The 22,757-nt window shown below is 48.6% G+C and carries 18 protein-coding genes; 5 read left to right on the top strand and 13 right to left on the bottom strand.

Features of this window, described 5'->3' with window-relative positions:
* Positions 1 to 130 precede the first annotated feature (130 nt).
* A complete protein-coding gene (purF, locus tag JWG88_RS08120) occupies positions 131 to 1,552 on the top strand; it encodes an amidophosphoribosyltransferase (protein ID WP_205233198.1) in 1,422 nt (473 codons plus the stop codon).
* A gap of 258 nt (positions 1,553 to 1,810) precedes the next feature.
* Here purF and JWG88_RS08115 read toward each other — a convergent pair whose 3' ends face one another.
* Positions 1,811 to 2,707: a GGDEF domain-containing response regulator gene (locus JWG88_RS08115; RefSeq protein WP_205233197.1), complete on the bottom strand. Its 897-nt coding sequence runs from the start codon at positions 2,705 to 2,707 to the stop codon at positions 1,811 to 1,813.
* Positions 2,708 to 3,225: 518 nt separating this feature from the next.
* On the opposite strand from JWG88_RS08115, the gene JWG88_RS08110 reads away from it, so the two are divergent.
* Complete coding sequence (locus JWG88_RS08110; protein WP_205233196.1) at positions 3,226 to 4,146, top strand: hypothetical protein; 921 nt, start codon at positions 3,226 to 3,228, stop codon at positions 4,144 to 4,146.
* A 15-nt stretch (positions 4,147 to 4,161) separates the two neighbouring features.
* Here JWG88_RS08110 and JWG88_RS08105 read toward each other — a convergent pair whose 3' ends face one another.
* From JWG88_RS08105 to JWG88_RS08095, 3 genes are all read right to left on the bottom strand, one after another.
* Positions 4,162 to 4,365 carry a hypothetical protein gene (locus JWG88_RS08105; protein WP_205233195.1) on the bottom strand — a complete coding sequence of 68 codons (204 nt, stop codon included), beginning with the start codon at positions 4,363 to 4,365 and terminating at the stop codon, positions 4,162 to 4,164.
* Between the two features lie 260 nt (positions 4,366 to 4,625).
* Positions 4,626 to 4,967, bottom strand: coding sequence for a hypothetical protein (locus JWG88_RS08100; protein WP_205233194.1), 342 nt, complete (start codon positions 4,965 to 4,967; stop codon positions 4,626 to 4,628).
* A 269-nt stretch (positions 4,968 to 5,236) separates the two neighbouring features.
* Positions 5,237 to 5,845 carry a class II aldolase/adducin family protein gene (locus JWG88_RS08095; RefSeq protein WP_205233193.1) on the bottom strand — a complete coding sequence of 203 codons (609 nt, stop codon included), beginning with the start codon at positions 5,843 to 5,845 and terminating at the stop codon, positions 5,237 to 5,239.
* 373 nt (positions 5,846 to 6,218) lie between these two features.
* On the opposite strand from JWG88_RS08095, the gene JWG88_RS08090 reads away from it, so the two are divergent.
* Positions 6,219 to 8,618 carry a PAS domain-containing hybrid sensor histidine kinase/response regulator gene (locus JWG88_RS08090; protein ID WP_205233192.1) on the top strand — a complete coding sequence of 800 codons (2,400 nt, stop codon included), beginning with the start codon at positions 6,219 to 6,221 and terminating at the stop codon, positions 8,616 to 8,618.
* 15 nt (positions 8,619 to 8,633) lie between these two features.
* Here the strand turns inward: JWG88_RS08090 and JWG88_RS08085 are convergent, their stop codons facing one another.
* The 4 genes from JWG88_RS08085 to JWG88_RS08070 all read right to left on the bottom strand — a co-directional run bounded on the left by JWG88_RS08085 (position 8,634) and on the right by JWG88_RS08070 (position 10,921).
* Complete coding sequence (locus JWG88_RS08085) at positions 8,634 to 9,134, bottom strand: methylated-DNA--[protein]-cysteine S-methyltransferase (RefSeq protein WP_240194319.1); 501 nt, start codon at positions 9,132 to 9,134, stop codon at positions 8,634 to 8,636.
* Between the two features lie 58 nt (positions 9,135 to 9,192).
* Complete coding sequence (locus JWG88_RS08080) at positions 9,193 to 9,822, bottom strand: DNA-3-methyladenine glycosylase I (RefSeq protein ID WP_205233191.1); 630 nt, start codon at positions 9,820 to 9,822, stop codon at positions 9,193 to 9,195.
* A gap of 7 nt (positions 9,823 to 9,829) precedes the next feature.
* Complete coding sequence (locus tag JWG88_RS08075; RefSeq protein WP_205233190.1) at positions 9,830 to 10,333, bottom strand: hypothetical protein; 504 nt, start codon at positions 10,331 to 10,333, stop codon at positions 9,830 to 9,832.
* A gap of 165 nt (positions 10,334 to 10,498) precedes the next feature.
* Positions 10,499 to 10,921, bottom strand: a complete 423-nt coding sequence (locus tag JWG88_RS08070; RefSeq protein WP_205233189.1) for a universal stress protein — start codon at positions 10,919 to 10,921, stop codon at positions 10,499 to 10,501.
* 358 nt (positions 10,922 to 11,279) lie between these two features.
* Here JWG88_RS08070 and JWG88_RS08065 point away from each other — a divergent pair, with 358 nt between their 5' ends.
* The gene (locus JWG88_RS08065) at positions 11,280 to 12,557 is read left to right on the top strand and encodes an MFS transporter (protein WP_240194318.1); all 1,278 of its coding nucleotides are present in this window, start codon (positions 11,280 to 11,282) and stop codon (positions 12,555 to 12,557) included.
* A gap of 25 nt (positions 12,558 to 12,582) precedes the next feature.
* On the opposite strand, the gene JWG88_RS08060 is transcribed toward JWG88_RS08065, so the two are convergent.
* The gene (locus tag JWG88_RS08060) at positions 12,583 to 13,875 is read right to left on the bottom strand and encodes a CDP-alcohol phosphatidyltransferase family protein (RefSeq protein ID WP_205233188.1); all 1,293 of its coding nucleotides are present in this window, start codon (positions 13,873 to 13,875) and stop codon (positions 12,583 to 12,585) included.
* Between the two features lie 846 nt (positions 13,876 to 14,721).
* Here JWG88_RS08060 and JWG88_RS08055 point away from each other — a divergent pair.
* Positions 14,722 to 16,500, top strand: coding sequence for a sodium:solute symporter family protein (locus JWG88_RS08055; protein ID WP_205233187.1), 1,779 nt, complete (start codon positions 14,722 to 14,724; stop codon positions 16,498 to 16,500).
* Between the two features lie 331 nt (positions 16,501 to 16,831).
* Here JWG88_RS08055 and JWG88_RS08050 read toward each other — a convergent pair whose 3' ends face one another.
* From JWG88_RS08050 to JWG88_RS08035, 4 genes are all read right to left on the bottom strand, one after another.
* Positions 16,832 to 17,302: a hypothetical protein gene (locus JWG88_RS08050; RefSeq protein WP_205233186.1), complete on the bottom strand. Its 471-nt coding sequence runs from the start codon at positions 17,300 to 17,302 to the stop codon at positions 16,832 to 16,834.
* Positions 17,303 to 17,504: 202 nt separating this feature from the next.
* Positions 17,505 to 20,609 (bottom strand): efflux RND transporter permease subunit, encoded by a 3,105-nt coding sequence (locus tag JWG88_RS08045; RefSeq protein WP_205233185.1) that lies wholly within the window; start codon positions 20,607 to 20,609, stop codon positions 17,505 to 17,507.
* Complete coding sequence (locus JWG88_RS08040) at positions 20,609 to 21,970, bottom strand: efflux RND transporter periplasmic adaptor subunit (protein ID WP_205233184.1); 1,362 nt, start codon at positions 21,968 to 21,970, stop codon at positions 20,609 to 20,611. Before JWG88_RS08040 ends, JWG88_RS08045 begins: the two co-directional genes overlap by 1 nt.
* A complete protein-coding gene (locus tag JWG88_RS08035) occupies positions 21,963 to 22,604 on the bottom strand; it encodes a TetR/AcrR family transcriptional regulator (RefSeq protein ID WP_205233183.1) in 642 nt (213 codons plus the stop codon). Before JWG88_RS08035 ends, JWG88_RS08040 begins: the two co-directional genes overlap by 8 nt.
* Positions 22,605 to 22,757 lie beyond the last annotated feature (153 nt).

Here is a 22,757-nt window from a genome sequence, read left to right as displayed (position 1 = left end):
CTCCGGTTATCTTTTCAGGTTGGAATAAAACGGTATGTGACAAAAGGCACAAAGAGCGCTATCTTTGTGTCTTTCCCTTTTCTTTGTAAAGGAATTTTTTCATCAGCAGGAACTTACCAAGGAAACAATAATGGAACACCATTTTAACGAGCAGGACACATCTTCCTACCCGAAGCATGAATGCGGCGTCTGCGGTGTATTCGGCCATGAAGACTCAGCCAAGCTCACCTATTTCGGCCTTTACGCCCTGCAGCACAGAGGGCAGGAAAGTGCCGGTATCGTCACCTCCAACGGGCACAAGGTCAACTCCTATAAAAACATGGGGCTGGTGCCGGAAGTGTTTTCCGAGCAGATCCTCAGTCAGCTGGTGGGCAATATATCGATCGGCCACGTGCGCTACTCCACTACCGGGGCCTCGAATATCATCAACACCCAACCTCTGATGGTCAACCACAAGGGGACCACCCTCGCCGTTGCCCACAACGGCAACCTGGTTAATTCCATCGAGCTGAGAAGTGAGCTTGAGGAAAACGGCTCCATCTTCCAGACCACCATGGACAGTGAAATCGTTCTTCATCTGATGGCGCGAACAGCCCATCTCGGCCTTGAAAAGGCTCTGATGAAATCGTTTTCCTCTCTGCAAGGCGCCTATTCTCTTTTGCTGATGAGCGAAAACACCATGGTTGCGGTACGTGATCCCAATGGTTTCCGGCCGCTCTGCCTGGGCAAGCTCAACAACAGCGGCTGGGTGGTGGCTTCGGAAACATGCGCCCTCGATCTTATCGAAGCCGACTATGTGCGTGAGATCGAGCCGGGAGAGGTGCTGATCATTACCAGGGAGGGCATGAGATCGATTTACCCCTGGCCCAAGAGGGACACCAGCTTCTGCATTTTCGAACACGTTTACTTTGCCAGACCCGATTCGGAAATCTTCGGCACCAATGTCTATGAGGCACGGAAACAAATGGGCCGTATTCTGGCCAGGGAGTATCGCATAGACGCAGATTTTGTCATGCCCTTTCCCGATTCCGGCAATTACGCCGCGCTGGGATATTCTCAGGAATCAGGCATTCCTCTGGAATTCGGGGTGATCCGCAACCACTATGTCGGCAGGACTTTCATCCAGCCCACCCAGTCGATGAGGGACTTCAATGTTCGTGTCAAACTCAATCCGGTGCGCTCCTTTCTCAAGGGCAAGCGGGTTATTATTGTAGAGGACTCGGTAATCAGAGGGACCACCGGCAAAAGCCGGGTCCGCTCACTGCGTGATGCCGGCGCCAAAGAGATCCATATGGTTGTCAGCTGCCCGCCAACCAGGCATGCCTGTTACTACGGCATAGATTTTCCCTCGACCGATCAGCTTATTGCCTCGAACAATAACAGGAAGCAGATTGCCGAAGCGCTTGGCCTTGATTCTATCTATTATCTCAGCAAAGAGGGTATGGTTGAGGCGGCGGGACTGGCAAGCAAGGATTTCTGCCTGGCCTGTTTTGACGGGAATTATCCGATACCTCCGAACCCGAATTTTCGCAAGAATGTGCTGGACCGGTGATTTCTTAAGCCGGAGGCGGAAATACGGCAGCGATACTTGTTTAAAATTTCCAATAAAATTCAGCCAAAGATACTTGCATTTCAGGTAAGTCCCAAGAATCTTCGGGAATGTGTTAGTTTCGTCATTCCGGGCTTGATCAAGTCCGGAATGACGTAAGAATAGGCTTTTGTAAAATCTCCAAGGCAGGCAGCATGAAACTGGCTGAGTTTCATGGTAATCAGATGCTTTTTCTTGCTTGACTGATGGGAATGCCAAAGACTACAACCGGCAGATCACACAACTCTTGCCGTTGCTTTTGGCTTCATACATGGTTTTATCGGCGCGCGCCTTCATTCTGACAATATCCACTTCCAGCTCCAGCTCCGGATTGCGGTCACAAGAGACGATACCGATCGACAATGTGGTTTTGCCGTAGTTGGCCTCGATAAACCTGAGCAGAATACGCTGGACAATCTCCGTTGCCTGGTTGGCACTGGTCTGCGGCAGCAAGACGGCAAATTCATCGCCCCCCAGCCTGAAAGCCATATCGACATTCTGACGGGTACACTCCACCAGAATCTCACCCAGGGACACCAGAACCTTGTCCCCTTCCGGATGGCCTAATTTATCGTTATATTCCTTGAAATTGTCAATATCGAGAATGGCGAGGAAAAGCTGATAATCCTGACGAAAAGCCCTTTCGACCTCATGAACAAAATATTTATCGAAGGCCCTGCGATTGTAAATCGATGTGAGGCTGTCACTAAGGGAAAGCTGTTCCAACTCACTCACCATCTTCCGCTCACGCATGGCTCTGGCAAGCTTAGCTTCAAGCTCGGCCTGATCGATCGGCTTCTTGATAAAATCGATCGCTCCGGCCTTGATCACATCGGCATAGCTTGCCCGTTCGCTGAATCCTGTGGCGACAATAACATCAATTTTAGGAAAATTTTCACTAACATAAGCCAGCAACTCCAGACCGTCCATGTTCGGCATCAAAACATCCGTAAGAATAAGGTCGCACCTTTTTTCTTTGAGGACCTCGACAGCTTCAAGACCATCGCCGGCGAGAAGACACTGGTAACCCAAAGCTGAAATCAGCACATTCAATGTCTTTAAAACAAGATCATCATCATCTACAATCAGTATTACTGTAGACTCATTGTCAGTTATCATTGCAGTGCCATATTTATTTCTTTTACCGATTGCCGATGAACTCGATAATGTCAGCGTTTTTAAATCCAGCTCATTCCCTCCTGGAGTATTTTAGAATCCGGAGTTATTGGAAACAAAAAAAAACCCGGACCAAAACATATTAATTAATCTTTATTTTTAAATACTTAAAAATAAACGGACAAGAAAAACATTTTCCCCTGAGCTTGATTGGCAATCAATATCCTTATCGGCCAGGCATACGCCAAGCCCATCTCTTTGTATCTATCCCCTGGAACATTTACCACAATTGTTTGTTACAATACATTTTAAAATGAAGAAAGTCCAGTTCTAGACGAAAAAAAGCATTGCAAAATGATTAAAAATGGACTGAAGTTACTACCACTTACCGTCCAACTTGCATTACCGCGTCTGAAAGTATACAGTGCAGTCTGCGCCACAGACGGAGTTTATCTCCATTTCCTGCCGCTAATGTACGGGAGCATCGTCTATTGACACGAAGATATTGAGAATATCGAAGTATGGAAAAAATCTTTTTAACCAACATCCAGAAGAACTGCATTTTCGAATCAGGAATAACTACTGATCCGCTTGATGAAGTAGTTGAACTTATTTCTCAAATCTGTCCAGAAATCGACTGCGGGCTCGTGCGCCAAGTCCACGGTGACGTTACCGCGATTTTTTCCGGAAACTATCCCGGGTTCGAAGCCAGTATTACCAAGTATCACAATTTAAGGCACACTTACAGTGTGGTACTTGCGACTATGCGCCTCTTTCATGGTCTCTATCATGAAGGGAGAAATCTTCCCGATGAGCTTATTCTTCAAGGTTTGCTCAGCGCCTATTTTCACGATTCCGGCATGCTGCCGCAGTCCCCGGAAGAAGCGCAAAACAATTCAGGTTATGCTCAGCAGCATGAAAAACGCTCTATTGCCATTCTCGACATTTATCTGCAAACCAACAATTTCCCCTTAGACTACAGCACCAACTGCGAAACAATCATCAAGCATACGATTCTTGACTGGGAAGCCAAAGAAGGCGACATAGCCGACAGCAGACTGCATCTTTGCGGCCAGGTCATTGGCACGGCGGACCTGCTGGCTCAGATGGCTGACCGCTATTATCTCGAGAGCCTGCCCCTGCTTTTTCAGGAACACCAGGACAGCGGCATAGACAAGCACACCTCAGCCATCGAATTGATGAGCAGCACGCTTGATTTTCACGATAAAATAATAAAGAGAAGACTTGAGGAGACATTAGGCAACCTCGCCCCGTCAATGCGGACTCATTTTCAAAAGCGCTGGAATATAGACAAGAACCTCTATCTGGATAACATCGGTCTTAACCTCGATTACCTGAAAAGAATCGCAGAAGTCTGCTCGGCTGATCTTAGCTGTTGGGCAACATATCTGCGGCGCACCCCCCCTCCCACCAAGCTGTGAGAGGTTCAAATATTTTTATTTCTGCCGTGGATCCTTACCGGTCTCAAACATCTCGAAAAGATCGTAAAAAAGCCTTCCAACCGCACTGAAATGAGTGGCGGCCCCCGAACTTGCGTAGGCCTTGGTGATTTCCAAAGCCTTGGCAAAGCTCTCCTGGCTTTCGGAATCCTGGGGGTTTTTTAATGCTTTCACCAATCTGGCCCCGACATCATTCTCCATATTTCAATTCCCTATAGCTGCTATTGTTTAATTCCGGTATCTGCCCGGCCTTATCCTTCGACTGGGCTAATATCTACAATTATTGTGATTATCAGGCAAGAAGATTTAACAGGGGTTATTTCACGGGTCCGGAGACAATATTTTTTATCAAGTGAATGATTATTTTATGAACCTTCGGAAGATACCTGAGCGGGCGGGAAAAATCAGCAGCCGTATTGCCGGGTCGGTTTCTGACAATACGGCTGCGTGACATGGTATGCTTACCGGGAAAAAGTCCAACCTTCTCTGTCTTTCATGGGTTCGAGTTTCATAATAAAATCAGTCCACTCGAATGGGGTATTGATGATTTCAAAACCCATAATTTTACGACGTCCGACTGATTCCGCCCACCTTGGCTTGACAAGCATTTTGAAGTTCTTTCCGTTTCCGGAAATCACCACAGTCATTCTCCGGGTATTTTCATTAATACGTTTAGGCAGATCCGTCATGCCGACACCGAATCTTGATACATCGCTGACGACGCCGGGGAAAAAGCCTTTCCCGTCCGAGAGATCGGCACTAATCCCTTTAACTTCCAACCTTTGATACACTCTGTTTCCCATAACAACCTCGTTAAAATTACACATTCCCATTTCAGCACATCATTTCACGATGAGTTGACGGGCTGCTCCAGCTCGGCTGGGGGTAAAGAATAGTTGCAATTCCCAGGCCACTGCCAAAAACGAGTAGAGCCAAAGTGAAGTTGATTTCACATATCAACCGGATGGACGGTGCAGGGGCTCAGCAATTGAAGGTGATAAGAGGAAAAGCCAGTGCTTCTTCCGGAAAAATGAACTATTCGGTACAATTTTCCTGCTCCTTGACAGCACCACTAAGGCCTCGACTCTTCCAGAAGCAGATCGAGAAGACGTCTGTACTGCCGCAGCACCATAATTCCGGTACCGTTCAGTTCACTCCCCGTGGCCACAAAGCCATGATTTTTTAAGATAAAAAAAGAGGATTCCTTCTCCACCAGATATTTGGCCGAGCGGGCGAGTTCTTGTGTTCCATAGGGATATTCTTTATCTGTTTGAGGTATCTGAAGTGTCCCGGCGTGAACATTAAGCAAGAGGGAATGGCCGTGCATGATCGTAGTTATCCCGGAGAGGTGATGGTAAATGGTGTGATGAAGAAAACACTCAGAGGAAGGCTCATGCTTACCCTTGACGCAGAACATTTCCTCTTTTTCATCATAACTGACCAGACAGAAGTTCTGCGGACGTAATTCCCGGCAGGGAATCATGCCGGTGCGGGTGATAATAAAAGATTGATCAGAGACCCGGTAGGAATGGTTGCCGTAGGCGCCTTGAGGATGAACGGGGGCCAAACCCAGCTCACCGAGCGTGAAGATCCAGGCATTTAAAATTTCCAAACGATGATCAAAAGTGAATTCTTCACCAACCCGGCGAATCTTGAATTTCACTCCTTTATATTTTTCCATTGTATTCTTTGTTTGCAGCACTACGGTCATAAATTTTAGAATGTCTCACTCTTGAAAAAACCGCCATAAAAAAATACCAAACAATTAGCATAGTTAAGAAGTTTACGCACCTTCGAGAAAACTATTTCCTTGCAAAAAAACCAAGAAAACAATTTAACGGTAGTGGTAGAATCTTCTTTCTACAACGCTCTTCCAAATGTGTCCATCATCAAATTCCACATAGTAAAATCATTTCAAAGACATCGGAACTTGAAGGACATAGAGGCAAAAGAACAAAAGCGGAATCCCGATAAAATACATTGCAACCGATGAGGAGTCTTTGATAGAATGCAAAATCATATCAATTTGTCATCATTTTGAGGAGAAAACGTTGATGAGTTCAGACGAAGACAAAAAGATAGCGGAACTTCTCGAAGACATACACTCTCTGCGCCGGAAAATAGCTAAGATACAGACACTTTTCCCGGTCATCATTACTTCTTTAAAAAGCGGCTCCATCCTCTATATAAATGATTTTGCTTCACGATTTTTTGGTGTTTCGGCCGAAGAGGCCGAAGGGATGTGCGCTAAAAAATTCTGGCCTGATCTGTATAAAAGAAGATCGTTCATCAGGGCAGTGCAGCAGGAAGGGCAAGTCACCGACTACGAGACTTCTCTGGTTAATAATGCCATGGAGAAACGGTATGTTCTTCTCTCGGCCAACCTGGTTACTCATCAGGAGCAGGAGGCCATCTACATGGTATTTACCGATATAACGCAGAAGAAGAAAGCTGAAAAGGCTCTTAAGAAAAGCCGGGAACGCCACCGGAATCTCTCCAACCTCATGACATTGATGTCGGATACAGTATCTGATCTGATTTGGGCAAAGGATCTTGACGATCGCTATCTTTTTGCCAACAAGGCTATCTGCGACAAGCTGTTGATGTGCACTCCCGACGAAAATCCTCTTGGTGAAAATGACCTTTTTTTCGCTCAGCGGGAAAGGGAGAGGGGGCACAACCATACCTTCGGTGAGATATGCATAGACTCCGATAAGGTGGTGAAAAAATCGAGGAAACCGCAGAAGTTTCTTGAAGATGGCCTTGTTCGCGGTAAATATCTGGCCCTGAAAGTCCATAAGGCCCCGATGTTTGACGAAAAAGGCAAACTTATAGGCACTGTCGGAACAGGCCGTGATGTCACTCTCGACAATATCATACAGAATGACCTGCGTAAAAGCGAGGCCATGTACAGGCTGCTGGCGGATAATGTCCGGGATGTCATCTGGACCACCAATGACCAGCTTGATATAACTTATGTCACTCCCTCCATTGAAAACCTGATGGGTTTCACCCCGGAAGAATTTGTCCGGCTGGCCAAGGAGGAACAGCTTACACCCCACTTTCGCCATCAATATCGGCTGGTAACCCGTCTCCTCCTCAAAGAGGCAAAGAAGCAGGAACCCATCACCAGGCTCTGGGAATTTGAATGGTACCATAAAAACGGTCATCGGATCTGGGTGGAAACGAGCACCTCTGCAGTTTACACCGCCGAAGGCAAATTCGACGGCTTTGTCTGCGTTACCCGCGAAACCACGAAAAAAGTCCTGGCCCAAAATGATTTGGAAAAGGCCAAGGAAGAAGCACTGCTGGCCAGCAATGCCAAATCGGAGTTTCTTGCCAACATGAGTCATGAAATCCGCACGCCGATGAACGGCGTTCTGGGAATGATGCAGCTTCTCCAGAAAACGCCGCTGAGCAGCGAGCAGAAGAGCTATGTTGATACCGCTCTCAGTTCAGGAAAAAGTTTACTTAAAATAATCAGTGATATTCTGGACTTTTCCAAAATTGAGGCAGGAAAAATCGATCTGGAAGACAACACCTTCTCCCTTCAGGCCGTCATCCAATCCATAGCCGCCAGCTTTGAAAACCTCATTGACCACAAACACGTCAGCTTGATAACGGAAATCGATCAAAGCCTGCCCACCCACGTTATCGGGGATGAGACGCGGTTGCGCCAGATTCTCTTCAACCTCATCGGCAATGCCGCCAAGTTTACCGAAAAGGGAACTATCTCCGTTCATGTGGCCTCGGAAGGCTGCTATGAAAATAAAATTAAACTTGTCTTTGAAATTCGAGATACAGGCGTGGGAGTACCGGCGGATAAAATCGATACGCTCTTTGAACCTTTCGTCCAGGTAGACGGCTCATTCAGACGAAAATATACGGGGACCGGACTGGGCCTCAGTATTGTCAAGCAGCTTGTTCAACTAATGGGTGGAGAGGTTGAAATTCACAGCGTGAGAGGGCAGGGAACCATGATCATCTTCTCTGTTCTGGTAAAATCCGCACGTTCCGCAGATTGCCCCGAGATTCCCTCGATTGCGGCCGAACGCCCGGCGGTCCATAACCGGAGGGTCCTTGTAGTTGAAGATGAGAATATAAATGCCCTGGTAATTACCACGATGCTGAAAAAGCTGGGACACTTTCCAACCCTGGTCAACAATGGTCACAAGGCCCTGGAGCTCCTGAAATATATGCAGTTCCACTGTATTCTCATGGATATCCAGATGCCGCAACTGGATGGAATTGAGACCGCCAGGGCCATTCGGAAAAGCACTTCCGGTAATTGCCGGGATGTTCCCATAATCGCTTTGACGGCCCATGCCATGAAGGGAGACCGGGAACGCTTTCTGGACGCCGGCATGAATGACTATATCACCAAACCTGTGAACATGACGGACCTTATCACCGTTCTGCAAAACAACAGTATGGTTGCCGAACCGTCGAATTAACCAAATGAAGCAGAGCTAAAGGGTGCACACCCCTTCCATTTCCAACAGATATTTTTTCCTGTGAATTCCAGACGAAAACCCCCCGATTTTGCCATCCATCGCAATGACTCTGTGACATGGCTGGATAATGACAATGGGGTTGCGGCCATTGGCATTGCCGACGGCCCTGAAGCCACGCGGAGATTCCACCTGTTGAGCAAGTTCTCGATAGCTGATTGTTTTGCCATAGGGAATTTCCGTGAGCGCCTGCCAAACCCTGCGCTGGAAAGGTGTACCCGCAGGGGCCAGCGGTAAATCAAAGGTATGCCGCCCGCCGTTCAGATATTCTCGTAATTGCGAGGTGGCATCCTCCAGTTTAACGGGATCATGGATCCAGCCGGCCGGAACTGATGGATTGTGCGGATCTGCAAAATTGACAAACTTAAGCCCTTCCTCACTCATCGCTACAATCAGATCGCCAACATTGGTTTGCAGACGGTCATAAAAAAGTGATTCCGTCATAATCATACTGTTCATATTCCAAATCCTTCGGCCTTGTGAAAACGCCCATCCGGCAAATTCTCAGTGAGCCATCTCAATTGGTGTTGTTTTCCATGAATTTACCGGCCTTTCCGGATTCCCGGGCCGATCTGCTGCACTCACTATACCTGAAGCAGGAGGTTTCATGGTCGTTTACCATACCAACAGCCTGCATCAAGGCATAGATTATAGTCGGTCCCACGAAGTTCATTCCCCTTTTTTTCAGATCCTTCGAAATTTCGGTGGACAGTTCGGTCTTAGCAGGAATTTCACCCGGCTCGGCCACGCTGTTGCGGATGGGTTTAAAATCAACGAAGCGCCACAGATATTGGGAGAAGGAGCCATACTCGCGCTGCAGCTGGAGTACAACCCGGGCGTTTTTTACAGCCGATTCAATTTTCCGCCTGTTCCTGATAATCGCCGTATTTTGCAGCAACTCATCGAGCTTTCCGCCATCATAAGCCGCTACTATCGACGGATCAAAGTTATCGAAGGCTTCAAGAAAGGCCTGTCGCTTTTTCAAAATGGTCAACCAGGAAAGACCTGCCTGCATTCCTTCAAGAACCAGCATTTGAAAAAGTTTGTCATCTTCGGTAACCGGCACTCCCCATTCGGTGTCATGATACTGCACATAGGAAGCCGAATCCGGTCTGCACCAGGAACAACGCTTTTTCTCTTCGCTCATTTTTCTGTTATTCTCCACTGAAATTATGCAGGGTTTTCTCCCGCCGCGCCAGGATTGCCAAAAATTCGGTTTTCTCGCGGACGCTGAGGCCGATCAGCTCCAGGACCAGCTCTTTTGCAGTTTCATTATCCATCTGCAGCAGTGATTTCTGAATTACATCTCTTTCATGATCATCAAGATCTGCATGCAGCAGGGCCTGGTCAATGGCACCAAAATATTCGCTGCTTGTCAATTTCACCGCAACACCATCCCGAATTGCCGACAAGCCACCGTCATCAGTAAGAAAGTCCAGCCCCGAACGGGTAATCTGAGCGTCAATCATGCTTCGGCACCTGCCCGGTTCCCGTACATCTCCTCCTTCAATCAATCCATGTTCCTGCAGATAGAATAGATTTCCCATAAACTGTCTGTCATCAGAAAATCCGGGCAATGCCGAAACCAGTAGGCTGTCGGGATAGACTTTCTTTAAAGATATAAGAATTTCTCGCTGTAATAATCTATTCAATTCCATAACGTCACATCATCCTCCAACAGAACTGTCATGTCGCAATCAAAGGTTTATTTCATATATCGAGGTCGGTTGACTCATCTAAAAAACATAATACCCGATAAAGAATTTCTCCACTTTAAAGGCGAACATCTCAAATGCACCAGAGAAGTTATCCAGCTCACCAGGTTATTTGACAACCATGACATCACATTCCGCCACATGCAGCACTCGATGGGTAACACTGCCGATAATCAGTCCCTGCAGATTCGACAACCCCCTTGAACCCATGATAATAAGGTCGCATTTCTCGTCCCGGGCAACTTCGGGAATCATGGTTCCGGCGGGTTCCTCCATTAACCGCACAGTGAAAGGTACACCGGAATCTTCAAGCTGCTCCAGATATGGACTTACCGTTTCCTTGGCTTGATCATTTATTTCTGAAATAATCTGATCCCGATACGGTTGTCCCAGAATCCGCGGATATTTTTTATGGCAGTAGACAAAAACCATATCAGCTCCGAGAAGCTTTGCATATTCAATAGCTTTATCCATAACCTTTGGAGAGAATCTGGAGCCGTCGACTGCGACGGCAATTCGTTTTTTTTCCATGAGTGTAGCTCCTCTTCAGCCGGTTTCGCAGGAAGACCGGCTTACCAGTTCATTCGAAACCATGCTCCTGCACATTTTAAGATTCAGCCGAAAAAACACTTGCCGTTCTACATAGCCCGGCAATATAAATATACAGTAAAATTGCGGTAAATTTCAAATCAGGCGCCGGTTTCCTCCCGGTTCCGGCAGGTTATACCGCAGACAGGAGGGAATAAGACTGCAGTCTATACAGTCTCTCTATATTTGCAGACACTGTTATGGTATTGTAACTAAAGGCTGCCACCACCCGGAAACATCGCGCTAGCCCGAAAATCACCTGAAGCAATCGTTCCTGGATATAGGGATACAATATTTTGACATGAAGAATCTATTTAAAATGTCCAGCGAGGAACGGAGCTGGGTCCTCTATGATGTCGGCAACTCCGCCTTTGTCCTGGTGATGGTGACGGCCATCATGCCTATATTCTACAAGGATATCGCCGCCTCCCACCTGCCAAACGCCATATCGACCGCCCACTGGGGATTCGCGAATTCCGCTGCATCATTGATACTGGCCCTGCTCGCCCCTCTCTTAGGAACCATGGCCGACTACCGGCAGAGAAAGAGGCTGTTTTTTCTCTGCTTTCTGGCACTGGGACTCAGCTTCACTACAGCACTTTCCTTTATCGTCGAGGGACAGTGGCTCTTATGTCTGCTCATGTTTGTCGCCGCCAGGGTGGGCTGGGCCGGGGCCAATATCTTCTACGATGCATTCCTGGTCGACGTCACCACCAGGGAACGGATGGACAGCGTCTCGTCCCTGGGATATGCTTTAGGTTATATAGGCAGCGTCATCCCCTTTCTCCTGATAATCGGGCTTATCCTCAAAGGAGGTTTAAGCGGAGGTCTGCCGGCCACGGAGACCAGGATTGGCTTTGTCATCGTCGCCGTGTGGTGGCTGCTCCTTGCCATTCCGGCCATGAAAAACTTCAAACAACGACACTTTCTGCCATCCACTGCTACACCGGTTGCAGCAGGTTTTAAAAGGTTGTGGCATACACTCACCGACATCAAAAAACACAAGCAGGTTTTTCTCTTTCTGGCGGCGTATTTTTTCTACATTGACGGCGTAGGTACCATTATTACGATGTCCACCGCCTACGGCAGAGACCTGGGCTTCGATATTCCCCTTCTGATCGCCGTCCTGCTGTTTATCCAGATTGTCGCCTTCCCCTTTGCCTTGTTGTACGGAAGACTCGCTCTTGTTTTCGGCACCAGGAATATGCTGCTTGCCGGCATAATGGTCTATTGCCTGATAACCCTGCTGGCCTTTCTCCTGCCCTCGCTGGCAAGTTATCAATCAAAAACGATGCTTTTCTGGATAATTGCCTTTCTGGTGGCATCCGCTATGGGCGGTATCCAGGCACTCAGCAGAAGCTATTTTGCCAGGCTTATCCCGCCGCAGAGAAGTGCTGAGTTTTTTGGCTTCTATAATGTTTTCGGTAAATTTGCAACCATCAGCGGCCCCTTTCTTATGGGGATGGTGGGCGGACTCACCGGAGATACCAGGTGGGGAGTGCTGAGCATCGTCGTCCTCTTTGTTCTCGGCGCGGTGATCCTTGGCAAGGTGGATGAAAGTGAGGCGCAGAGCGATTAAAGCTGCGCTTACAGCGTCTGATAATTCAGGCGCTTTTTTTCTGCAATAATTTCCTTCCTACTATCATATACAGAAATACCGAGCCAAGAATAAGATAGCCGAACATCTCTATACTTCTCGTCTTGAAGACAAGGGCAATAATGACGATTATCATTGCGCTTCCCATGAAAAACAAAGGCCGCGGTATCTCTTTCATAATCACCCTGCCGAAATGAGCGAAACGAATTTTGCTCACCATAAGTCCGACGGAGAGCAAAGCTACCAACGGCAGATAATTTGGCGGAACAGCCAGGGAAGCGCCCAGGACGAGCAACGCTCCGGCGGGACTGGGCAACCCGTTGAAGACTCCTTCCGGCAGATCGGTTCTCTGCTTATCGGTTGTCACAAAACGTACAAGCCTGTAGGCGACCCCGCTGACATAGATTAAAGCAAAAATATAGGAAACAGGTACACCTAGTTTGACCATTACATAGGCAGGGGCAAGGCCAAAGCTGACAAAGTCGGCAATATCATCTAGATAGGGACCATAAATTGTTCCGCCATGTTTTAAAGCCATCCGTCCATCGAAGAGATCGAAAAGCTGTCCGGCGATAATAACGATTATCGCTCTGGCAATATACCCGTTGTAGGTCAAAACCAGGCTGGTTACACCACAAATGAAATTCAGCGTTGAAAGAATATCGGCATACAGTCTATTTGGCACAAACTTGAAGACCACCGAGGCGGTCGAGAGAATGATGCAGGCAAGAAGAATTTCGTCGCCAATATCAACGACTCCGCGATTCTCATCAAGCAAGGCGCAAAAAATAACCAGTGCAAAACAGATGATTGCCTTGATTTTGCCGAAGTTATTGGCGGCTCCGGAAATCTTGAAATACTGCAGTACTCTTCTGGCAAAAAACTGCCCGAAAAGTTCAATCGCGATGAGTATCCAAACCAGCTTAACCGACAGGATTCCTATATATGCAAAACCTAGCAGAGGAGGAAGGTAGGTCAGCTTGTCGCACATCGGATCGAGCCATTCGCCCAACCGTGAAATCATGTTGCAGTTTCTGGCCACGACTCCGTCGACTCCGTCAAGGATGGCGGCGAAGGTAAAGATCAGAATGGCAACAGGTTGATAGCCGGAAAAAAAGTAGAGAAAAAACCCACCAATCGCAAGAACAGTACGCCAGTAGCATATTGCATTGGGAGAAAGCAGCCATTGATGCGTGAAGATATACTCCTGCATCCACTTCTTCTTGATCATCACAGAGAACCAGTAATAGAAGCCGGTTCCAAGAGCTGCTGAAAAACATATTATCAATAATCGTTCCATTTCATTTTCTTTCGGGTGGAGATTGTTGTGATCGAGCTTTTTACGAGTTCATCATTTTTAATGTAGTAACATTATACACATGAAAAGGCCAGCATGATACACGGCAAAAAGCAGATCTCCTCTTTGGCGTAGTTGCATAGTCATCTCAACCTGGAATATTTTCGGATCATTCTCTCTTTGTAAAAATTGAACCGCCTAAAAAACATATCTTCCGGTATTTCCAAAAATTCCTGCCCCTATGTCGTTAATGTTCTGCAACATGTTAAAAATATAGAATAAATTTTTATGATGCAAATTATCATTATTTATTATACAATAGATTGTAATTATCAGAGTGCTCAGAATAGACTCTGCCTTTCATAATCTTCAGGAACTCCCCGTCTTCTTGTTGTTTTACAAGAACCGGATCAATATTAGCGATAGCGGCAACAGAGGCGGCTTGGTGCAATTCCCAAACCGCTAACAACAAACAGGCATTTCTATTCTCTCTACCGGCGGCACCTGCTCTGCGTTTAGTCGAGCAGGCAAGCGGCGGCATGAGGAAATGGTGCCGGTGTTGTCGGTCGTTCGAACTTTTTCAAAAATATCAGCTATAGCAGCGCACCATTTGCAAACGACTGTTTCATCCTTCTTGTGCGTCCTCGTCTCCGGACGATTCGATGACGGGATCATAGTCGTTTTTAAGCAAAAGCCGAACGGGAGCAGGATCTCCGCTAACCCTGATTTCCTGCAAAAAAACAACGAATCTATTTTCAGGATACACAGAAGGAGGTGATTACAGAAACGAAAATGTCGGTTTTTTAGTATTCAGAAAGATTAACTAAAAAAGACAGGAGGAGAGCCGTAATGGAACCTAAAACCTGGGTATTTACCTTTCTAGGTATCTATATCATCTACTGTTTCTGGTGGGGACTTAGAGGCTATTTCACTGAAAAAACCGCATCGGGATATGCCATTGGGGGACGTTCTATACCGTTTATTGCATTTCTTATGGCGGCTACAGCCGCTTCCTTTTCCGGCTGGACTACGGTTGGTCACCCGGGACTTATCTGGCGCGATGGCCTTGCCTATGCCTTCGCTTCGTTCTATGTTCTCACCATTCCAATCACAGGAGCCTTTTTTGCCAAAAGAAACTGGTTGCTGGGCAAGCATTACGGATTCGTTACTCCGGGTGATATGTTTGCCTATTATTACAACAACGAGGCTATCCGCTGGCTGACGGTTCTTTCAGCGGTACTCTATTCCATGTTTTACTCGGGCCTGCAGCTTATCGCCGCGGCCAAACTTTTTGAAATCGTTGCCGGAGTACCCTATACCGCCGGTCTCTTTTTCATGGCCTTTATCGTCTGGTTTTATGTGGTCACGGGAGGGCTCAAGGCAAGTACCTGGGTTGGAGTTATCCAGTTCATCCTGCTTGTCTTAAGTATCGTCCTGCTTGGGTATTTCACGATCACGGCACCGGCTCTCGGCGGCTGGACCGAATTCAGCAACAACATCAGAATGCTGGAGGCGAAATATGTGACAGTGCCCAGCGTGATCCATTTCGGTCTTGGCGCGGGCGGCTGGACAACGGTCATGATCCTCACTTACATGTTCGCCCTTATGGGAATCCAGTCATCACCAGCGTTTATTCTCTGGAATTTCGGCATGGCTAATCCCAAGGCGCTGCCCTGGCAGCAGGTCTTCATGTCTACTTTCATCGTTGGTATCGCGTTGTTCTTCTTTACCGCATTTCAGGGGATGGGTGCCCGTATCCTCCAGAATATGGGAGAGATAGCTCCTCAGGTTGACGGTGATGTGGTGCCGATGCTGATGAACTATGTTCTTCCCGGACCGGTAATGGCTATCGTTTTCCTTGGTATTATTGCCGCCATCCACTCCACCGCCGCTCCATATATCGGCACCGGCGGAACCATTGTTCTCCGGGATGTTTACTGGCGCTATCTTAAGAAGAAGAAGGCGGGCCACGCCGAACAGATCTGGGCCAACCGGTTTTTCGTTACGGTTATCACCGTTCTCGCAGTTGTGGTGAGCCTCACCGCTCCCGGTGCAATTGTTATGATCGGCGGGTTTGCTACCGCCTTTGGCTTTATCATGTATCTGATGCTGCTGGGTGTGCATTACGGTTTCAAATATCCCTCTATCGGCGTTGTCATCGGATTGCTCGGTGCCATTATCGCCTGTTTCATCACCTACTTCGTTTATCAGTATCCTCTCTCCATGCATACCGCCTTCTGGGGACTCTTCACCGGACTGGTCATAGCCTATCTCTGCCGTGCCCTGGGAATGAAGGATTCTAAGGAGACCATGGAGCGTCAGGCCGAAGTACGGGCATGGCTCGATGATGTTGACGGTCCTTCCGAGAGCGGCCAGAAATGGCGGAATGCCATGAAAGTCCTCGTTCCTCTCTGGTACCTCTGTGCTATCGGACCCTTCTGTATCATCGGCAATAATGCCTTTGAGTTTGCGGGATTCCCGCCACTCTGGTCCTGGCAGATAGTATGGTGGATCGTGGGTATAGTGATGATGTGGGCGCTCTGCTTCAAAGCTGAAATGTCGACAACCTCGGCAACACAGATCAGGCGTGCCGATGAAAACCAAAACATTGTTGTTGATGAAATATAATTCGTATATGCCGGGAGGTAAATACTATGGCAAGGGAAGATATATATCTGATTGTGGTGGTTGTGGCTGCCATTCTCTTCACAGCTTCTTTCGGATGGGGATTGTGGGGCTAGAATAGACTGTATTCCCTGTATTCCCTGATATAATTGCGGGAATGTGTAATAAATCGAATAGAGCCGGTTAATACAATTAACCGGCTCCTTTGTTTGACGGATCAGTAAAAGGCTCGATCTACGTCTTTGTAGATCTGAAACGGCAGCAGATTTTTTTTTATTACCAGTGTAGCTTCCAGGATAGGTGGTATTGCGATCACACTAGCGGAATTGCACTCTCACTTGCGAAGGATCTCCTTCTTCCTGCATCCCTTCAACACGAAATACCCGATAAAACCACCGACTCCATAATAAGGAATCATATGGAAGGTGGGTTCGCCACCGAAAAATGTTCCCTGACCTATTGTAAAAGTCAGCTCCGTTAATAATGAAGGCATAGCGATAAAGGCAGTCTGTATCAGGGAAAGAACAATGAAAAGTGAAACGAGGACGACTTTCTCCCTCGATCTGGTATAAATAAACTGAAAAACCAAAGCAAGCAGAACCATCAGGATGATGGCCGCCAGATAATTGCGGACGAATTCCAGATTTGGTCCGCTGTAGAATTTGGCACTGATCCACATGGGAAGGACGATTATCAGAAATTTCAATATGGTGATACGATCCTTTTCCAGATTGACTTCCTGTATCCGGCCATTATTCAGCATTTCCAGGGTAGTATTGGAGTTGCTTTTTTGAAAACCGACCATAGCATTCGCTCCTTTCCATTTTTCCTTGAGATTTGAGGCTCCGGCAAAACAACACCGAAACCAGCCAAAGAATGTTTCTCAGAGTGTATCGACAGTTTGACAGGAATGCAACATTTCCTTCGAATAAAGACTACATCGGTGACCTTTATAAGACCATCAACATTGGCAATCACTGCTTTTAGGGACCAGAAGGTATTAAAAATCACTCTACCGCTTCATCTAATCCGATTTTCTCCACAATACCTAAATCGCTCAGGATCAGATACATGCAGGGAATGGCCAACAACACCAGCACCGTGCTGGCCATGAGTCCGAATGTTGTACTGATCACCAGAGGGATCAATATCTGGGCCTGAAGGCTCTTTTCGAACAACAGCGGCAGCAGTCCGGCTATGGTTGTGGTGGAAGTCAATAGAACGGCGCGAAACCTGGCCCGGCTTGCTCCGGCAGCTGCCTCCTGCGCTGTAAGCCCTTTTCTCCGGGCATTTTTCAAAAAGAGTACCAAAAGGATGGAGTCATTGACCACTATGCCGGCAAGGGCTATAAACCCCAGCAGGCTCGGCATGCTCACGGGCACTCCCATCAGGCCGTGCCCCCAGACCACTCCGATCAAGGCAAAAGGAATGGCCAGCATTACCACAAATGGTTCGGTAAAGGTCCTGAATTGGAAGCTAAGGAGAAAGAATATGCCTATAAGGCCAATAAACAGGGAAGCCAGCATCGACAGCCGCGTTTTATTGGTTTCTTCAAGAGAACCGGCAACGGATAACTGCAGATCCGGATATCTTTTATTGAAATCCTGAAGATAATTCTTCTGAAAGAGCCTCATCAACTCGTTGGTGTTAATCAACCGGGTATCTACGTCACCGCGCAAGGTTACCGCCCGCATCCCATTGAAGCGGGCTATTCTGGCCCAGCCCTTCTCCATTTCCCATTGCACCACTGCACTCAATGGCATGCGGCTGCCGTCATCGAGGATAAGATTAAAACTTTCGAGGTCCTGCAAGCTGTTCCGACCCATATCCGCCAAACGTACCTCAATCTCATAGGTCTCCGGCCCAACCTGAATATTATCGGCCTCTATGCCCTGGAAGGCTGCACGCAACTGGCGGCTTACCCCTGCCGCATCGATGCCGAGTCCGTAGGCTCCTTCACGCATTCGCATGCGCAGCTCGGGCTTGCCGGTTCTAAGATCATCGGCAAGGTTCACCACCCCTTCAAACTGAGAGAACCAGGCCTCCAGGTCGAGAACAGCCTGTTTCATCTCGACCAGATCCTTGCCTCGCAGCCGCACTTCTATGGGGCGGCCGCCGGGACCGAAACCCGGTTCGTTCAAGGTCAGACTGAGCACATCCGGCAGTTCCCCTATCTCCTTGCGCCATTCGGCCAGATACGCATCAATGGTTCCCGAGCGCTTCTCCGCCGTCAACAGATCCACGGTAATGGTCGCCACATGAGGGCCATTTTCAAAGGCCTCCGTATTCAGATTATATTGGACATAGGAGTTCCTGACAAGATCCTGCTCGTCTTTCTGCTGCGCTTTAAACTTCCTGTTTGTCCTGTCCAGCGCTTCCAGAATATGATTAACTCTCTGTTCGGTATGCTGCAGCGGGGTTCCCTGAGGCATCAGCAGCCGTGCCACCACGATATCGCCCTCCAGCTCGGGAAACCCCTGAAACTTGATTTTTCCGGAAACGATCATACCCAGTGAAAGAATGAACAGGCCGATTACCGACGCAACAAAGAGATAGCGCCATTTCAATAACACATCGATGGTTCTGCCCAGCAGCCGCTCACGCAGCCACTCAAAAAAACTATCGAAGCGCTGCCGAAAATGATTGGCCTCTTGCGGGGCGAAACGGTGCATGGCGTGATTGAGATGAGCGGGAAGGATCCAGAACGCTTCGATGAGACTGACCGCCAGAACCAGAATCAACATCATGGGAACCACCCTGAGGACATTGCCGATCTGGCCTTCGATAAAAGCCAGAGGCCCCATTATACAGATAGTGGTGAGAAACGAAGAGATAATACCCGAGGCCACTTCCCTGGTACCGTCCACCGCGGCAGCAAGCGGCGGTTTCCCGCGCTGTCGATGCGCCATGATATTTTCAGCGATAACTATGGCATCATCCATCAGCAGGCCGATCGCCATCAGCATGCCAACCATGGTGAACATATTGATACTGAGCCCAAGATGGGGCACAAGGATGAATGCTCCCAGAAATGAGACCGGCAGGCCCATGACTACCCAGAAGGAAATCCGGATATTGAAAAACAGCCACATGGTCATAAAAACCAGCAGCAGTCCCTGGGCACCGTTTTTCACCAGCATATTCAGGCGATCAACGAGGATATTTGTCTGATCCTGGGTAAGGGTCAACTCCATCTGCGGAAAACGCAGACGCTCACTCTCCACAAAGGACCTGACCATCTGCGCCACCCGGATGGCATCCTGGGTTTTTGATTTCTCGATTTTAAGCAGTGCATTGCGCCTGCCGTCCATCATGATTTTGTCTTCATCGAGCTTGAAAACATCTTCAATAACGGCGATATCCCCCAAATGAACCTCCCCGCCCTCAGGAGTGGCGAGAATGACCAGTTTTTCCAGAGCCTCGGCGGTGCGGCGCTGATCGGCGAAACGCAGCAGAATATCCCTTTCACGGGTCTCCAGGTTGCCCAGCGGAGTATCCCTGCTCTGAGCGATAATCACTTCGGCCACCTGAGCGGCACTGATCCCCAGCAGACGCAGGGAGGCTTCGGAAAGTGAAACGCGGAGCTGGTGCTCGGAAAATCCTTCGATGGTAATCAGCGCAATCCCTGCCTCCTGCATCCTCTCTTTCAGATCTTCGGAATATGCCTTAAGATCAGGCAAACTCAACGGACCCGAGACCAGCAGGGAAATTACCGGATCGGTGCGGCCGAGTTCGGAGACGATCGGATCCTCCACCTCTGCCGGAAAATCGTCTATGGCGTCTATCTCCGTCTTTATGTCGCCTAAAAAGGTTTGGATATCCCCTTCGCTCGCCATTTCAACAACGATCAAGGCCATTCCCTCCCGGGAATCGGCACGGATTTCTTCCACGAAGGTGATACCGTCCAGTGCATCTTCCACCCTCCGGCAAATCACCTCTTCCACTTCCTGGGCTGTGGCACCGGGATAGAGGATGCGTATCTCAACCTCGCTCGGGGCAAAATCAGGCTGGGTTTCCCGCAATATTCGCGGCATGGACAGAGCACCGGCGACAAGAAAGGCGATCATCAACAGATTGGCGGCGGTCGGATGCCGGCTAAAAAAATGGATCATTACTCAGCCCTCTCTCCCTGACTTACAGCGATCAGCCGCTCTTCCAGTTCCTCATCGGCAACAGGCGCCACTTTCATGCCGATAATGGCCGGAGAGGGATCCGAAACAATAATGGTCTCTCCAGCCAAGAGGCCGGACTTTATCACCACAAACTCCGACTGCACAAAATCTGCAACCACCTTCCTGGCCTGCAGAAGGTTTTGCCGGTCAAGCACGAAGACGCTGCCGTTGTGTATCGCGGATCGGGGAATGACAACACTTCCGGCACGAATGGGTGCCTGAAGCTCAACCCGGCAGAACATACCTGCCGTCAATGGCGGGCGTAATCCGGGTATGGCCTTCTCATAGGGGTCATCAACGGCGGCCACTACTCTCATTTCCCGGGTTCCGCTATCCACGCTTTCCCGCAGCCTATCGACGCGGCCCTGCCAATGTGCAGACCAGTCTCCGCTTTGCAAACTCACAAAAACTCTGATATCGCCAAAGAGTTGTGCAAAGATTCCGGTGCTCATGCCCGGCAGAAACCGCTTGCGTTTCTCCTCACCCAGAAGATGGCGCAGCTCTTCAATGCGAAAACGGCTTTCAATCTCGGCAACTTCTATGCCGTGGGCCTGAAAAAGGAGTTGGCCGGCCGGTAAGAACTGTCCGACATCCAGGCTCACTTCACCAAGCCGGCAATCATACGGAGCGGCTATTTTTGTTTTGGCCAGATCGTTTTCGGCTTGCTCGAGATCGGAGCGCAACATGGCCAGAGAAGACTCCAGCGCCTTTTTCTTTGCGGGAATCAAAGCAAGACTGTTGCTGAGTTGCTGGACCTGCTGTTTCTGCTGCAGAAAATTTCTTTCCTCTCGATCAACCTCATCCTGCGAGATGGCATTACGCGCCAGTGCCTCGACTTTACGTTCCAGGGTTTTCTGGGCCAACTCCAGCGACCGGGACTCTATGGCAATCAGGTTCCCGATGTTTTTTTCGTCCTCGACAAGCTCTGCTCTTTTCGCCTTGGTTTCCTCAATTTGCGCCTCCAGCCGAGCCACGGAAAGCCGGTATTCCGAGGGATCGATTTGAACCAATACAGTACCCGCCTCTATCAGCTGGCCCGATTTCAGACGTGGATCGACGAAATTCACGGTACCCTTAACCTCTGCAACCGCTTCCCAGATCAAGCCGGGTCCGGCCACCCCGTAACCGATTGCCCGAGGAATGAGATCCACGGCAGGAACAGTGATTACACGCAGTGTTCGGATTGACTCTTCAACCTGCTTTTTTGCTGGCCCGGGGCGATGCGTCACCAGATAGGCCACCAGTATAACTGCCGCCGCAATCGGCAGGATAGTCAATATTCTTCTCAAAGCTTTATTCATGATCCTCTCCGATTTCAGGGTCCATTGCGGTTTGAGCATCTACGGCGATGCATCGTTCAAAAAGGGGCCAGGAATTCTCCGCATGTGCTATCATATCAAAACCCTCCCCGCATACCTTACCAAGAACTGCAGCCGGCATGATCATTCCCAGAAACAGAAGGGAGGTGGTCCCGGGAACAATATCCTTACGAATGGTTCCCTCCTGCCGGCCTTCTTCAATGATTTCCTCAATTTTATCCAAATATGCCATTATAATCTCGCCAACCCTTGCTTTGCGTCGAGGATTTCCGGTATAAAACCCATCCGAGAAAACAACATGGGGAATGGCTCGATTTTCGGCTAAGAGGCGGGCATGCCGCATCAAGATGTAGCGCAGGCGCTGTGGTGCTGCGGACACTTCACTTCTGACCTCCGTCACATTTATCAGCAGCCGCCTCTTTATGAACTCCACGACACCATCCAGCACCTCATCCTTGCCCTTGAAATGGCGATACAGCGCAGACGGAACGATGCCTACCTGTCCGGCAATGCCGACTATGCTTAGTCCTGACACCCCTTCAGTACTGATCAGCCCCAGAGCAGCCTCTATTATTTGCTCCTTACGCAGTTCGGTTTCCGTCTTTTGAGCTCGCATTCCCTATCTTTCCCACTATAGATTGTGAATTGTGAATCACTTTTCACAATATCGCTGCTCTTTCATTTTGTCAATGCTCTGATGGCGTCCTGTCAAATAGCTTTGAGCAAACCAGCGGAGAAAAAAAGCGTTTTCTCCTTGAGGCCTATGTAA

The organism is Desulfopila inferna (genome assembly GCF_016919005.1).
GTDB classification, from domain to species: domain Bacteria; phylum Desulfobacterota; class Desulfobulbia; order Desulfobulbales; family Desulfocapsaceae; genus Desulfopila_A; species Desulfopila_A inferna.
Note: the sequence above shows the minus strand (reverse complement) of the source record. Positions and strands in the feature narration are given on the sequence as shown.